The sequence below is a fragment of the Proteus sp. FZP2095 genome, from assembly GCF_023701425.1.
GTDB classification, from domain to species: Bacteria; Pseudomonadota; Gammaproteobacteria; order Enterobacterales; family Enterobacteriaceae; genus Proteus; species Proteus cibarius.
On record NZ_JAMQBJ010000003.1, the window covers coordinates 322835 to 337824 of the forward strand.

Sequence of the window (14990 nt, forward strand, 5' to 3'; positions counted from 1 at the left end):
ATAGAGGAACATCTTTGCTGAGCTTCTTTTATATAAGTTTGTTGCTTTATTTTATAAAAACTAAGTGCTAACAGATTGTTAGCGCTCTTTTTATTCATTTATTTTTACGTATATCGCTATATAAACAATTATATATTGATTATAAACTGAGATTGGAATGATGAAATTAAAACCTCTATGCTACTGTTTATCACTTGCTCTATTGCCAAATATTGCACTTGCTGAAACCACTTATGGACAATCAACGCCTGATTTATTAACCGTTTGGAGTAGCCCTATTGCTGCAAATCCAGACGTTTTAACACAAGAGCAGATGCTTGAACAAAATAAAGTGAATGCAGCACAAGCCATTGCAACATTACCCGGTATTGTTATGCAAAAATCAGGCAACCGTAATGAATACACGATTAAAGTGCGTGGTTTTGATAGCCGTCAAGTGCCTGTATTCTTTGATGGTATTCCAACGTATGTTCCTTATGATGGCAATTTAGACTTGGCACGCTTTACCACAAACGATCTGGCAAGTATCGAAGTTAACAAAGGCTATACCTCATTACTGCAAGGTCCTAACTTAATGGGGGGCGCAATTAATATCACTACTGCGACACCGAAAAAACCACTAGAAGGAAGCATTGCTTATTCTCAAGGTTTTGCTCGTGGTGCTGATTATGCACACAATATGAGTGCACGCTTAGGTGCGCGTAATGATTTAGGATTTATTCAAATCAGTGGTAGCCAATTAAAACAACGCTTTACGCCAATTCCTGGTACTGATGAAAATAATGTGGCTGCGGGTACTCATGGACGTCGTGATAATTCAGCAACTGATGATAAACGTGGCATGATCAAAGTGGGTTGGACGCCACGTGCTTCTGACGAATATACCCTAACTTATGTAAAACAAAACGGTGAAAAAAACAGCCCACCAAATACTTCTGCTAATGCTAAAGGTAGATATAAATATTGGGCATGGCCGGATTACAACAAAGAGAGCTATTACTATAGCGGTATCACACAAATCACTGATGGTATGAAATTACAAAGCCGTGCATACCACGATAAGTTCGAAAATACCCTTTATATGTACCCTAAAAAAGGTAATACACCCGATTACAGTCACTATGACGACTACAGCACAGGTGCCGCATTACAATTAGGTATCGATACACGTGAAAATGATCTGCTCTCCTTTGCCGCGCACTGGAAAGATGACGTTCACCGTTCTCAAAAAGAGAAAAATGGTGATTGGATGCGTTATAAAGACAGAACATGGTCTTTAGCAACAGAATACCAATGGGCTGCTACTAATGATCTCGATTTAGTGGGTGCAATTAGCTATGACTGGCGCGATAGCATTGAGACTGATAAAGGCGCTGATGATAACAAACAAACTGCCTTTAACTGGGAAATGATGGCGAAATATTCATTAGCGAATAATGATAATATTCGCTTTTCTATATCTGATCGTAGCCGCTTCCCTACACAAAAAGAGCGTTACACAACTGAAAAACCTAAAGATGGCTCTAAAGGGATCATCAATCCCGATTTAGATCCTGAACGCGCATTATCTTTCGACTTAACCTATGAAGGACATATTACGGATAAATGGGGTTACCAAACCAGCATTTACTATAACCGCGTCAGTGATGCAATTATGGCACACACCGTTTATCGTGGTGGCAACGCATTCTTCCAAAACCAAAATAGCGGACGTATTGACTATGTTGGCCTTGACTTAGGTACGAAAGGAAACGTGACTGATTGGTTAGAGCTTGGCTTAAACTATAGCTATATCCATAGTGATCCTAAACAAGTAGCACATGTTGAAGGTTTACCAAAACATAAAGCCTATATGTGGATAACATTTATTCCTGTTGAACAAGTTCGCTTTACGATTATGGAAGAAGCGCAAAGTTGGACTTATAACCGTATCGATGAAAATGCCAAATTAGCAGGCTATGCTAAAACAGATCTACGTTTAGATTATGATTTTGGTTATGGTGTTTCTGCTAATACTTCTGTTAATAATCTTTTTGATAAGTCTTATGAATACACTCAAGGTTATATGGAAGATGGTCGTAATTACTGGTTAGGTATCGAGTATAAATTCTAATTTAAGCCATTATTTATAGATTCCAGAGCTGATATTATTAATATATCAGCTCTTTGTTATCCCTAAAATAGATTTATTTTCCATAATATCACTCTACAAAAAAATCAAAAACGCAAGAACCCCTTTGCCATTTCTAATAATGTATTCATAGTGCTGCTGACTATTTTTACGAAATTATCATAGTTACTATTTACTGAACTGTATTTTTTAGAAAGTTCATCCAAATTAGTATTAATATTTTTCTCAAAGGTATCTAATGTTTTTTTAATTAGTTCAAATTCCGTTTGTAAAATATCATGAGGACCTTCAGGCATCCCTTCTAAATAAATAATTAAATTATCTAATTCCAATAAATTTATATTTACATTAAACAAAAAAGAAATATCAGGCCGAACAGATGATGATTTATCTATTTTTTCTGAAGTTACTCCTTTTATTTGACTCAGTAATTTTTCTATTGCAACAGCAGCCTTATCTACTTCAAGATTATTTTTATAATATATTTTCTCCCCATTAATTTCCCTATAAAATCGACCATCACTCTGTTTTTTAAAATACGTTTGAAGATTGAGAATGTCTTTATCTTTAAAAGATGTCTGTAGCCCACTCAAAGCATAAATTAACTTTCTAGTATCTATATTTATATATCCATCCTTACTCCCCGCCTTTACTGACTCACTTAGGTTAGATAATGCTTCTCTCGCCATTTTTACAAAGTCCATATACTGAGAAAAAACATTCTTTAAAACATCTAGATAATCATTCTTACCAGCTGTAATCGATTGTTTTACATCATTAAATAAATCATTCAGTGAATCAGTGGGATAGCTATTACTCGGTTGTGCATTTGCAATAGAACGAGCAACACTACTGATTGTATTCAGACTGTTCTTTTGATTAATAGAATTCTTTGCATATTGTTCATTTAGAAAAAGAGCCATATTACTATTTGATATATTTTCTAGATTTTTATTAATTTGATATTTGTCAATACAAATATTTTGGTATTCTCTTTTTACTTTTGCTAATAAATAATCAACTTCATTATAAAACTTTTCGCTCTCTATTCTATTAGAGGGATTATTAACATCAACCTTAGTATAAAAATGCTCCCCTACATTTAAATTATCATTTATATTAATTAAATTACTAACAGTAGCCATAATATTAACCTTTTGTCATAGTAAAACTGTAACAAATAAAGCTATATACTATTAGAAATATTAGTTTATTCTCTATAAAATACCGTTTATTTGTTTTTAATCTAGTTTAGAAACGTAAGAAACCTTTTGCCATTTCTAATAATGTATTCATGCTACTACTGACTATCTTTACAAAATTATCATAATTACTATTTGCTGAGCTGTATTTTTTAGATAATTCATCAAGATTTGTATTCATCTTCTTTTCTAATGCATCAAGTGATTTTTTAAAGAGATCAAACTCTGTTTGTAAAATATGACTCATTACTTTTTCATCATTCTCTTTTCTCCATTCTTTCATTTTTTCATCTGCCTGAGCTTCAAATGATTGTTCCAGAATTTTTTTTGTCATTCCATAACTCATTTTGTAAAAAAAATCATCCTTAAGATCTTTTATATAATCTTTTCTTTTTTGTTGTAACTCTTCTTCTGTCAGTTTTTTTTCTTTCGACTCTTTTTCTTTTATCATATTTATAAATTTATCAAAGTCTGCAAATTCTATAGAGCCGATAAAATTAAAATTCATATCTTTACCTGATTTCTCTACTTTAATACCCTTTATCTCCTTTAAAAATTTCTCCATCACACTGATTGCACTATTAATCTGTTCTTTATTTTTATAAAATATTTTCTGTTTATCTATCTTCCTGCTATAACTACCTTTGTTTTCACTTACAAATAACATCTCAATATAAAAAAACTTCTCATCTTTTAATTTTTCATTGTACTCTTTTTTAAAATTTTCTAATTCTAGTCTAAAGTCACAAAAATTAACTGATAGAGTCCCATCCTTATCACCTGCTTTAGTATATTTTCCTATAGATGTTAATTTCTCTCTTAGCCCCCTTATATATTCCATATAATTTGAAAAGATTGTTTTTAATACATCTAAATAATCATTTTTACCAACAATAATGGATTGTTTTACCTCAGAAAAGAAATCACTCAATGAATCAGTGGGGTAATTCTTATTAGAATAATTATTTTTTATTAATGGAGAAGATTTATCCAATAAACTCAGGAATTTATTATGTCCAATGAGATTTTTATTATATTGTTCAGAGAGTAAAATAAATATTTCCTTCTCTGTTTTTCTATTTAAATTATTACAACTTTTCCAACTATCAAGATCGAAATTCTTATGCTCCCGTCTTATATTAATGATTAAATTCTCAATATCATTAAGAAACTCTTTTTTATTTTCTTCAACAAGAGTCGGTTCCACCGTTGGAGGATAGTTTGTTAAAGAATGAGCTATGCCAGCCATTCTTGAATTAATAGTCTGATTCATAAGATTATCCTTTTACATTTGAACCAATAACAGAAGCCGCGTCTTGTTGAGCATGAATAACAGCTTCAATAGCTTGCAATAAGGCCTTTATTACTTCTGTGATTTCTCTTAACATTTCATTGTTATTATTAATAACATGATTATTAATACTACCTCTTGCTTCTAATACTTTTTGTTTACCATCAAGTATAATTCCTTGAGATTGCATAGTTTGATCTGCAACTCTTGCCAAAGGATCAGCTGTTGAAGTCACTAGGTTCCCTATGACCATAGTAGGATTAGAGTGCCCTATTAGATTTTCACCCATTCCTTTAATAGAAATAAAGGCCCCCATGCCATGAATTGCCATTGAAATACCTGCGCTAGTAATAGCAGCACCTATCATAATATTCGCTTTTTTATTTAAATTATCTTTTATTTGTTCTGCTATATTTAACTCCACATTCATTAGCATAATACCCATATCTCTGGATACCTCAAACTTCTTAATCATCGACACGAGGTATTTAACCATTAAATTAATTAACTTCATCATATCATCAGAAATAAAATTAAATGTTCCTAAATTCTCCGTTTTAATGTTATCATAAACATCATTATCATTATCCACCTCAAGTGATTTCAATATTTCTTTTATATTAGGCGTTTTTATTTCAGGTTCTGATAAAATAGGATTTATGTTATTTTTCGTTTTTTCTATAAACGCTTTAACTTTCGGTTCAATTAACTCTCTTAATTTATTTTTATCAATAGAACCTTTATTACCACCAACCTCATCACTATCTAACTTATAATTATTAAAAAAATTAGAATTATCAACATTTACTTTTACGCTCATATAAAAACCTCAATAAAATAGACTTTATTAAATAGAATTAAATAGATATATTTTTTATTACATCAAATCTTAACTTATTACTAACGGACGTTTTTTCACTCATATTTTTTAATATTTCAGTTAAAGTATCAATATTTTCATGATAACTTTCCATTATCTTATCCATTAATTTTTGAATAAGATTTAATATAGTTTCTAATTTTTTACTGTCTGCCATAGACTGCAATATTTTAGCTGAAATGACACTACTATAAATATTAACTGCATTAGTTGCTGTTGAGTTTGCCAATTGAGAAATAACTACTGTACGATTTAGCATGGTAATTGCTTTTTGTGAAATATCTTTAGCTAATTGTTTATTAATTTTTTCTATTGCTTCTTCAAATGCCTGAACAATTATCTCTTTGATCATTTTACCAAGCATAACTTCTAGTGCATCATGTAATACTCTTTTTAATGTCTCTCTTACCTGTTGATTAAATATTTTCTTTGCAACATTTGTAAGACCTTTTACTGCAGGTCCAATAACAAAACTTAATGCCACTGCGGCAACAAATAGAATAATAGTAATGGCTATTTTTAGTGCCATTTTTAATTTTTCTTGAATTGAGTTTTTCATATCCTCAATAACTTTCTTATCTATACCAAATACTTTTAATCCTTCTAATGTGCTATTTATCACGTCAACCAGAAAATCAACAATTTTATCTATTGCATCCATAATAGCATTAGAAATAGGTTGCATGATTTCATCCATAAATGATTTGCCATGTATAGCTTGATACACTTCATCAGCCACCGTTAATGCTACATCAGCAACAAATAATGTTACCGCTACGGCCATTAATGCCATTGATGCACCCGCCGTAAAAATAGAAGCAATACCTGCGACAAGCGCAAGCAATCCTCCTAAAATTTTTAAGCCGATGCCTGCCCAATATTGAATTTCCTCTTGTTTTTTAATTTGAGCCTTTTGCTCTTCAATTTTATTTTTTAATGATTTTTCTGTTACTTCCTGCATTTCTTCAAAAAGTTTTTGCTCACTCTGAGTTCGCTGCAACATTACTTGTAATGTTAATTCTCTTGTTTTCGCTAACAGAAACGTTAATAATGCTATTCCTGATAATGAATCAGACATTATTTCAATCTCTAATGCACTTTGTGAAGAAAACAGTGTTCTATAGGTTTCTTTCGCTTTTTCCAGTTTACCTTTTATTGACTCATTTTCTTTCTTATTTATTAATGCCTTTAATTCCTCTTTATGTGACGTAATTTTATTTATCTTATCGTCATCCATTGGAACATTAGGCATATACTGGAAAGCATTATTAAAGAAACTGGATAATTTTTCATATAAAAGATCTATATTATCTAATGATATTTTTGAAATATCATTAGGAAAACTTAAAAATGGAAAAGTCTTTTCAAGTAACTTTCCCATTTCCTCTTTAGATTTTATTTTTCCAGAAAGCAATTTTTTTATTAAGGAAGCAGGAACCTCCTTATTATTTAAGAAACTTTCAACTTCTGATTCTGTTTTTAGTTTATTTTCTTTTATTTGATTATATACTTCCATCCAATAGTCAATGATAGCACCTTTATTATTTTTAATTTCATCCAGTATTGATTTCATTTGGTTTCTTAAACCATCAACACCTTTAGATAAAATATTCAGCTTATTGAGGTAATAATCAAACTTATTAGGATCTTTAATTCTATCTAAAACATTTTTATTAATAATATTTTGGTAGGATAATTGTAAAAATAAGAAATCATAGTCTTTGTTTTTTTTCTTATTTTCTGATTGAGTTATTTCTAAAGGTATAGATGACAATGATTTATTTTCAGATATATTAATATTATTTTCTAATTTTTGATCATATAGGTGCTTCTTATTAGTAAGAATATCAAGCTTTTTGTTTTCACTTTCAGTTTTATTTAACTCCGCCTCATTTAACCTATCATTTCCATTAGAGTTTAACCTTTCATTTTCTTTTTGTGTTAAAAAAACATTTATTTTATATTGAGCATCATCTTGAACATTAATTCGTTGATTATTTCTTTTTTGTTCAATAGGTGCACGAAGAAAAGGTGCCAAAAAATTATTTTCTTTATCTTTAAGCTGAGATGCTACAAGATGTTCACTTGCAGCATTAATTTTTTGGGCTTGCTGTACTGTATCTTTAGTAACTTTATCTACTTCTTTTGATACTAAAGGTGTAGATAGAATTGAATTTTCATTATGAATAATCATACTATTCTTCCTTCTCGGTATTCAAAATAATAAGAGGAATATCTTTTAATGATTCTAAATAAACATTAGCCCTCTCTTTTATAGCGGTATCATTGATATTCTTTGAAACCTGATCAAAACAATATTTTGCTTTTTCTTTTTCACCTAATGATAGATTACATTGTCCTGCATAAAAAACAGGCCGGTAATCATTCTTTGCGTTTAAATAAGCTAATGCATAAAGATCAATTGCTGCTTGATACTGTTTTTTTAGTTGTTTAACTGCAGCGAGCCCCATAATATAGTCAACATTATAAAAATCATAGAGGCATAAAAATTTAAAAATAGCTTCTGCTTCATCCAGTTTTCCTTTCTGGTAAAAGTCATATGCAAATGAATAAATTCCTTCCATAAATCCTTCGGGGATAGCGCCTTCATCCTTTAGTGATGTCCCGTTTTGAACAATAGAAACAATATAGTTTGCTAATTGATCAAGTTCTTTTTCTGACATTTTTTCATATACTGACATAATGTTAATCCTTTCATCTATGATGAATAATTAATAGTAAAATTCTAAATTAATTATTAATTAATTACTTTAATAAAACACACGCCTATATTTATAAATATAAATATATTATTTTTATAATTAATATGTGAATGCGGATAATGGATCTATTAGTGGCACGTATAATCCATTTCATCTCTCAACAAACCTTCAATTTCTATTTTCTTAAGCCAAATAAGAATATCCATAACATTCAATAAATCCTGATCTATCATTACATCAAACAAATGATATTTATGATAAAGTTTTCTCGCAAGTTCAGGATAACGAACAACAGGTGTACCCACTTTTTTAGCGTAAGCTTTCACAGCCAATGCTTTATCATTAATACACTTGAGGGAAACGAGTGGCATAATGCCATTATCGGGATCAAAATAAATACCTATCGCTACATGAGTTGGATTAACAATCACAGCTGATGAATCTCGAATAACTTTTTTCATGGGTTCATCAAGTAATTCTTGATGTAATTGTCTGCGTGTTGATTTTATTTCAGGATCACCTTCCATATTCTTATTTTCTTGCTTAACTTCATGTTTCTCCATCATCATATCTTTCATAAAAATAAAGAAGTCGGCAATAATATTTAAAATAAGAATGGGTATTGAGAGGATAAAAAAAACAAATATAAATTCAATAACAAGCGAACACCATTTATCAATAATAACATTCAGGCTAGAGCGATATAATATAAATATTTCGTGTCCATGTAAAATAACAAAAACATAACAAGTAACTAAAAATATAACTATAAATAATAATGTTTTTAAAAGATCTTTTATTGTTCTTATACTAAATATATTTTTAAATCCAGAAATCGGATTTATATGGTTAAGATCAAATTTAATCGCTTCCGTAGCAAGTTTAAAACGAGATTCGAATAGTGAAGGAATTGCGCCAGATAAAAAAGTCACTGTAAGTATTGGCAATATAATATCAAAGAATAATTTCGATATAACATTGACGTAACTTTTTAGTGTGATATTTGTTGGATGCAACAAAAGAGATTGATAAAAACGGCTAAACTCATCTAAGTTAACCTGTTGGAATAAATACATAACACCAATCAGATAAACCAGTCCTGATGTTAACTCTTTACTCTTGAAACTTTGCCCTTTCTTTGAAGAATCATCGAGTTTTTTCTGAGTTGGTTTTTCTGTTTTTTCAGCCATGATAAATACTCATAAAAATTGTATAAAAGTATCTATCATTAAAAAACTCATAAAGCTCTGAAGTCATTGCTGGAGCAAAAAAAAGAAGTAGTGATATAAATGCAATAATACCTTTGATACACAATGATAAGGAAAATGCATTTAATTGAGGGCAAAATAATGAGTAAACCCCTAATGCCACTTCGCTCAAAAACATAATAATAAGAACGGGTGAAACTAAAACGATAGCAGTGCGGATCATGTCATTAAGCCAATGATCAATAAATGAATAGCCAATTTCTTTATTAAAATAACCAATAGGAAATACATCATAGCTATCTTTTATTGAGCTCATTAACAACGTTAAGCCTCCACTAGATAAAAAATAAGCAGCACAAAATAACCCTGTCAATGAGGCAAATTCAGAAGATTCGATTCCTGTTGTTGGATTAATTGTATCACCGATACTTGCTCCTCGCTGATTATCAACAAATTCACCAAATGCAGAGGCTATCCAAAAGGGTGTTGCAAATAACAATCCGATTAAAATCCCAAGCACTAATTCGCTCAATAATACTATTTCCCAAGTATTTCTTATTTCGTCAGTGATTGTAATACTTGGTCTTATTCCCATCGCAATATAAAAAATAATAATATATTTTAACAATTGACTATTTAGCACTCGGCTATTTAAAAAAGGAATAAAAAGAAAAATAGGAAATAATCTTGTCACCAATAAGAAAAGGTCAATTAAATAAACCTGTATATACCCTAGCAGTATTAACATGTTATTTATCCTGCGGCTAATCCTAACATCATCATCTCTTTGGCATACACTAATATTTTATCGCCCATCCACCCCATCATAATTAATAAGCAAACAAAAACACCGACAAGTTTTACACCGAAAGGTAATGTTTGTTCCTGTACTTGAGTGATAGTTTGTAAAAGGCCAATTGCCAGCCCAATAAATGTTGCGATGGCTATAGGCGCAGCCGAAAGCAATATGACTAAATACACCGCCTTATTCGCCGCATAAACCATATCCATTATCTTACCGCCATGAGATCAAGATATTGATTAATTAATCCCTTAGCCAAAAGGGTCCAGCCATCCATAGCGATAAATAAAATTAATTTCAAAGGTACTGATAATGTAATTGGACTCATCATCATCATACCTAGAGCCAGTAGAATACAAGAGACAACTAAATCAATAACAATAAAAGGCAAGTAGAGATAAAAACCAATAATAAAAGCAGATTTGATTTCACTTAAAGCATATGCAGGAAGCAACGATAATAAAGAATTTTCTATACTTTCTTGATCCCCATAACCATTGGGCCGATTACCTTGTGCTTGTTCAAAAAAATCTAATAGTTCTGGCTCAGAATATTTGTACAAATAACGTTTATATTCCGCTAATGCATCATCAGAAAAGCGTTCAAACGAATCAGGGGAAGTAATATCAACCGGATTTTCAATAAGGTATTCATAGGTATTTTTTGCTATTGGTGTCATCACAAAAAGTGCCATCATTAATGCAATCGCATTGAGTACCATATTTGAAGGTACTTGTTGAACACCTAACGCATTACGAGTCATCACCAACACGATAGAAAATTTTAAATAGCAAGTCCCGGCAGCAATAATAAAAGGTGCCAATGTGGCTAATGACAATGTTAAAATGAGTGTTGTTGAGCTTTCCATATTATTTAATCTTGCTGTACATAAGCATGTTGAATTTCAACAGCAAATCGCTCACCAACTTTTATTAACTCCCCTTGAGCGATAGCAACACCATTAGCAATTAATGTGATATGGCGTAATGCATTATCTGGTAAAGTAATTTGTTGCCCTGGTGATAACTCTTCAATTTGATCAAGTAACATCACCTGACTTGCAAGTAAAAAAGAGAGAGTAACAGGAATAGATTGCACCCCTTTCAACTCTATATTTTTTTGTAATGACATTTCAGTATCTTCGGCTAACGCTTCACGCTCTGTTTCATGAGTAAATAACTTTTCATCTAAAACCACCGTATTTTCTCCTTCTTGCCACTGATAACGCATCCATTTTTTTTCACCCATAATAAGTGAAAAATCCATGCTATCAATCAGTACAATATCGCCCAAAGAGAGCGTTTTTAATAATGAAAATGACATTGTACTTTTGCCAAATTGAAATTGAGCAATAGCACTAATTTTATTTTTTAATGGTAATGCCCATTCATAATTCTTTTCAAAAGAACAAATAAATATATCACCGACTTCAGTATTAATAATCGGGTAACTAAAGTTTTCTTGTTCTCCTAAACAGATATTATCAACCATTAATGACATGGGCTCTTTCGAAAAAGGCAACAATATTTGTGAACATTTTTGAGAGAAAAGAGTATGAAGATAAACGTCCGGAACAATATCCCAATCTATTGTTTTATTAGAATAAATTTTATCCATCACTTGACTTACTTCGATAATCCCCGTGAATGAACCTAATGTATTATTACCTTTTATCTTAAAATAATGGGCCGAAGAAATAGGTGATTTGGATGTATATAAAGATGATAAAATATCCATGAAATGACTATTTTTTTTATTAGCACTATTTTTAGGATCTAAAATTATCATTTTTCATCTTCTTTATTATCAGATGAAGGATCTATCGCATTAATATGCCAATGGTTATTGTCATTCTCTAATGAAAGGGATAATCGCCCTTGATATTGGCTAAAATTTTCTAGAGATGATTGATAAACTCGTCCAGTAGAAGCTATTAATTGGATCTTTTTATCAGTATCAAAATTCACTTTCATTTGATGAAGTTCGTTTCCCCATTTTTTAAAAATATAAGTAATACTAGGAGGTTGAGATAAGGCAGATACTCTTTTATAAAGGAGGCTAAAAGCAGGAATATCAAGTATTTTTCTATCAGATAATGGCTCTGGTAACATTTGCTGATATTCTGGTTTTATACTATTAAATGGGATTACATCACTAACATTCTCTTTCGCTTTTTCTTTATATAGACTTTCTATGTTTGAATTTTTATTTTCAACATTTATTAGTAAAGTATTTTTATTTATATTTTTACTATCTAAATGATCGATTTCTTTAGATGATTTACTCTTTTCAAAAACAACACTATTTTTAATATTAATTAAATCTTTTTCGTGTTTTAATTCAATTTTATTTTTAATGTTATTTGTTTTCAGCTTATCAAGATAAGGCTTACTATAAATATTCTCTTGAATTTTATCAGTATTTTTTCTCTTTTCTAGTTTTTGGATAATTTTATCCTTATGCATATTGGTCGTTAAGTCATTAAAATGAGTACTTACTTCTTTTTCGTCTTTAAATATATCAATAGCTTTTAATTTATTAGATTCAAAATTAATTTTTTTATTTAAATCATTTTCAATGACACTTTCATTAGCCTTATTCGTCTTATTTTTTTCATAACGAAAAAAAACCTTTTTCTCTATTTTATTTTCTTTTTCAAAATCACAAATTTGTGAATATATTTTTCTTTGGGTTAATAGCAATCCTTCTATATTTGAATAGTCAATTTCTTCTTCTTTTTCATCTTCTAATGTATTAATTGATTTATCAGTTTTTATTTTTAAACTTTCTTTTAAATCATCTTTTAACTCAATAAACTCTTTACAATCAAGATGATAAAAATCAGCTAGCTTTTGTTTTATTTTGCTGAGTTTTTCAGGAGAAAGTTGTTCTTTTTCAAGATGTAACAATGCTATTGTTGTAGAAAGCGATGATAATTTTTTAGAAAAAACAGTTTTACTTTCACTGTGTTTTTCAGTGATTAAACCTTTATTTAATCTTATATTATCTGTCTTTATGGACATCATACAACACCATCTCCTGTATTTCGTTTTGTTCTAGTCTTTCAATATATAACTCTTTTTCTCGCGCTTTTCTTTCAAGATAAAGCTTCATTTTATTTTGTTTTTTGATTGTTTTTTCTCTTTCTTTTTTTAAAAATAAGCTTCCTTTTTTTAGTTTTTCTAATTGATACTCTATTTCTTTAATTTGGCTAATAGCAATATTTAACGAAGCTAATAAAATGGCTTGTTTACGTTTTTGTTGATTTAAAGAGAGTGTCGAATAACTTCCCACTTTTTCATAAAAAGGGATCTCTTTTTCTAATGCAGATGCTAATAAAGTTTGCTCTTCTTTTTTACTTTCTGCTTCTTTTATTAACCGTTGATATTTTTGTTGCTCTTTCTCTATTCTTTGTTGACGTTTTTCAATCGCATTTATCAAATATTGCTGATTAAGAGGTAAGCGCATAAAGTTGATTTAGTGTTTGTTGAAATTCTGCTTTTTCTTTAAATGACTGAATAAGAAAAGCCTCTATTGCTGATTGCTTACTGACAGCCATATCATTTAACTCATTTTCTCCTGTACGATATTCTCCTAGCTCTTGTAATAATTTGATATCCTGTAAACGCATCAATATTTGCCTTATTTTTAACGCAGCCTCTTGTTGTTCTCTATTTGTTATTTGCTGAAATATACGACTCACACTCCCTAAAATATCGATAGCTGGATAATGACCAGAAGCCGCTATTTTTCGTGAAAGATAAATATGCCCATCTAGAATAGAACGGATTTCTTCACCTATAGCATCTGGCTCATCATCACTTTCCAGTAAAACAGTATAAAACGCAGTAATGGAACCTTGATGAGTCACCCCTGGCCTTTCTAAGATTGCAGGTAATTTATCAAAAACAGAAGCTGGATAGCCTTTACGAACCGGAAGCTCACCTGCTGTAAGTGCAACATCTCTTAAAGCTCGACAGTAACGCGTCATAGAATCAATAAATAACACGACATTCTTACCTTGCTCTCTAAAATATTCAGCAACTGTAGTAGCAACTAATGCAGCATTACAACGTTCTATTGCTGGCTGATCAGAGGTAGAACAAATTAATACCGTTTTTTCGCATCGTTTGTCACTTTTTAATTCCTCAACAAATTCAGTAACTTCTCGCCCTCTTTCACCTATAAGCCCAATAATAAAAATATCAGCCTGAGAGAAACGGATAAACATATTCATCAACATAGTTTTACCCGTTCCTGCGCTGGCAAAAATCCCCATTCTCTGCCCTAATCCACAACTGAGTAATCCATCAACTGCACGAACACCTGACTCAAATATTTCTGTAATAGGGCGCCGTTCATTAAATGAGGGAGGATGACCATCAATAGGTAAATAGGAATAGAAATTTTCTTCTACCTCTTTATTATCACTGAATCGTAATAGGCAATTACCTTTAATATCGATCATACTCCCTAAAATATTAGGACTTAAAGCAACAGAAAAAGCATTACCCGTAGGTACTACGATTATTTGCAAAGAATAGCCTTGAGAGCTCCCCATCATACTTAAAATCGTAGTACCGTTGCGAAAGCCAATCACAATTGCTTCACCAATTATTTGCCCATTAGTAATAGAATCTTTTAATAGACAAATTTCTCCAATAAATACACCTCGCAACATCACTTCAAGAATATTGCCTTGTATTCGTATAGGGTGTGCTGCATGATGAAATATTGAAAATTTGTTATTCAT

14 protein-coding genes are annotated in these 14990 nt (G+C 30.7%); 1 reads left to right on the forward strand and 13 read right to left on the reverse strand.

The window, feature by feature from the left end:
* Positions 1-160 precede the first annotated feature (160 nt).
* A complete protein-coding gene (locus tag NBG71_RS14285) occupies positions 161-2113 on the forward strand; it encodes a TonB-dependent receptor plug domain-containing protein (RefSeq protein ID WP_075673507.1) in 1953 nt (650 codons plus the stop codon).
* Between the two features lie 104 nt (positions 2114-2217).
* On the opposite strand, the gene NBG71_RS14290 is transcribed toward NBG71_RS14285, so the two are convergent.
* From NBG71_RS14290 to sctN, 13 genes are all read right to left on the reverse strand, one after another.
* The gene (locus NBG71_RS14290; protein ID WP_159241829.1) at positions 2218-3276 is read right to left on the reverse strand and encodes an IpaD/SipD/SspD family type III secretion system needle tip protein; all 1059 of its coding nucleotides are present in this window, start codon (positions 3274-3276) and stop codon (positions 2218-2220) included.
* A gap of 106 nt (positions 3277-3382) precedes the next feature.
* Complete coding sequence (locus NBG71_RS14295; RefSeq protein WP_250916949.1) at positions 3383-4606, reverse strand: IpaD/SipD/SspD family type III secretion system needle tip protein; 1224 nt, start codon at positions 4604-4606, stop codon at positions 3383-3385.
* A gap of 4 nt (positions 4607-4610) precedes the next feature.
* Positions 4611-5444 (reverse strand): type III secretion protein, encoded by an 834-nt coding sequence (locus NBG71_RS14300; protein WP_250916950.1) that lies wholly within the window; start codon positions 5442-5444, stop codon positions 4611-4613.
* 37 nt (positions 5445-5481) lie between these two features.
* On the reverse strand, positions 5482-7698 hold the full coding sequence (sctE, locus tag NBG71_RS14305; protein WP_250916951.1) for a type III secretion system translocon subunit SseC family protein: 2217 nt from the start codon (positions 7696-7698) through the stop codon (positions 5482-5484).
* Between the two features lies 1 nt (position 7699).
* Complete coding sequence (sicA, locus tag NBG71_RS14310; protein WP_075673505.1) at positions 7700-8206, reverse strand: type III secretion system translocator chaperone SicA; 507 nt, start codon at positions 8204-8206, stop codon at positions 7700-7702.
* Positions 8207-8355: 149 nt separating this feature from the next.
* A complete protein-coding gene (locus NBG71_RS14315; RefSeq protein ID WP_250916952.1) occupies positions 8356-9417 on the reverse strand; it encodes an EscU/YscU/HrcU family type III secretion system export apparatus switch protein in 1062 nt (353 codons plus the stop codon).
* Positions 9410-10183 (reverse strand): type III secretion system export apparatus subunit SctT, encoded by a 774-nt coding sequence (gene sctT / locus NBG71_RS14320; RefSeq protein WP_250916953.1) that lies wholly within the window; start codon positions 10181-10183, stop codon positions 9410-9412. The genes NBG71_RS14315 and sctT overlap by 8 nt, the downstream gene beginning before the upstream one ends.
* Positions 10184-10188: 5 nt before the next feature.
* Positions 10189-10446: an EscS/YscS/HrcS family type III secretion system export apparatus protein gene (locus tag NBG71_RS14325; RefSeq protein WP_075673510.1), complete on the reverse strand. Its 258-nt coding sequence runs from the start codon at positions 10444-10446 to the stop codon at positions 10189-10191.
* The gene (locus NBG71_RS14330) at positions 10446-11105 is read right to left on the reverse strand and encodes an EscR/YscR/HrcR family type III secretion system export apparatus protein (RefSeq protein ID WP_075673511.1); all 660 of its coding nucleotides are present in this window, start codon (positions 11103-11105) and stop codon (positions 10446-10448) included. Before NBG71_RS14330 ends, NBG71_RS14325 begins: the two co-directional genes overlap by 1 nt.
* A gap of 5 nt (positions 11106-11110) precedes the next feature.
* On the reverse strand, positions 11111-12025 hold the full coding sequence (locus NBG71_RS14335) for a FliM/FliN family flagellar motor switch protein (RefSeq protein ID WP_099660485.1): 915 nt from the start codon (positions 12023-12025) through the stop codon (positions 11111-11113).
* Positions 12022-13260 (reverse strand): hypothetical protein, encoded by a 1239-nt coding sequence (locus NBG71_RS14340; protein ID WP_250916954.1) that lies wholly within the window; start codon positions 13258-13260, stop codon positions 12022-12024. The genes NBG71_RS14335 and NBG71_RS14340 overlap by 4 nt, the downstream gene beginning before the upstream one ends.
* Entirely contained in the window at positions 13241-13705 is a 465-nt protein-coding gene (locus NBG71_RS14345; protein WP_250916955.1) for a SpaM family type III secretion system protein, read from the reverse strand. Before NBG71_RS14345 ends, NBG71_RS14340 begins: the two co-directional genes overlap by 20 nt.
* Positions 13689-14990 carry a type III secretion system ATPase SctN gene (gene sctN / locus NBG71_RS14350; RefSeq protein WP_075673515.1) on the reverse strand — a complete coding sequence of 434 codons (1302 nt, stop codon included), beginning with the start codon at positions 14988-14990 and terminating at the stop codon, positions 13689-13691. Before sctN ends, NBG71_RS14345 begins: the two co-directional genes overlap by 17 nt.

What these genes read in the sequence shown, in the direction of transcription:
- NBG71_RS14285 (WP_075673507.1), top strand. Translation starts at nt 161, where the DNA reads ATGAAATTAAAACCTCTATGCTACTGTTTATCACTTGCTCTATTGCCA.
- NBG71_RS14290 (WP_159241829.1), bottom strand. Translation starts at nt 3,276, where the DNA reads ATGGCTACTGTTAGTAATTTAATTAATATAAATGATAATTTAAATGTA.
- NBG71_RS14295 (WP_250916949.1), bottom strand. Translation starts at nt 4,606, where the DNA reads ATGAATCAGACTATTAATTCAAGAATGGCTGGCATAGCTCATTCTTTA.
- NBG71_RS14300 (WP_250916950.1), bottom strand. Translation starts at nt 5,444, where the DNA reads ATGAGCGTAAAAGTAAATGTTGATAATTCTAATTTTTTTAATAATTAT.
- sctE (WP_250916951.1), bottom strand. Translation starts at nt 7,698, where the DNA reads ATGATTATTCATAATGAAAATTCAATTCTATCTACACCTTTAGTATCA.
- sicA (WP_075673505.1), bottom strand. Translation starts at nt 8,206, where the DNA reads ATGTCAGTATATGAAAAAATGTCAGAAAAAGAACTTGATCAATTAGCA.
- NBG71_RS14315 (WP_250916952.1), bottom strand. Translation starts at nt 9,417, where the DNA reads ATGGCTGAAAAAACAGAAAAACCAACTCAGAAAAAACTCGATGATTCT.
- sctT (WP_250916953.1), bottom strand. Translation starts at nt 10,183, where the DNA reads ATGTTAATACTGCTAGGGTATATACAGGTTTATTTAATTGACCTTTTC.
- NBG71_RS14325 (WP_075673510.1), bottom strand. Translation starts at nt 10,446, where the DNA reads ATGGATATGGTTTATGCGGCGAATAAGGCGGTGTATTTAGTCATATTG.
- NBG71_RS14330 (WP_075673511.1), bottom strand. Translation starts at nt 11,105, where the DNA reads ATGGAAAGCTCAACAACACTCATTTTAACATTGTCATTAGCCACATTG.
- NBG71_RS14335 (WP_099660485.1), bottom strand. Translation starts at nt 12,025, where the DNA reads ATGATAATTTTAGATCCTAAAAATAGTGCTAATAAAAAAAATAGTCAT.
- NBG71_RS14340 (WP_250916954.1), bottom strand. Translation starts at nt 13,260, where the DNA reads ATGTCCATAAAGACAGATAATATAAGATTAAATAAAGGTTTAATCACT.
- NBG71_RS14345 (WP_250916955.1), bottom strand. Translation starts at nt 13,705, where the DNA reads ATGCGCTTACCTCTTAATCAGCAATATTTGATAAATGCGATTGAAAAA.
- sctN (WP_075673515.1), bottom strand. Translation starts at nt 14,990, where the DNA reads ATGAATAACAAATTTTCAATATTTCATCATGCAGCACACCCTATACGA.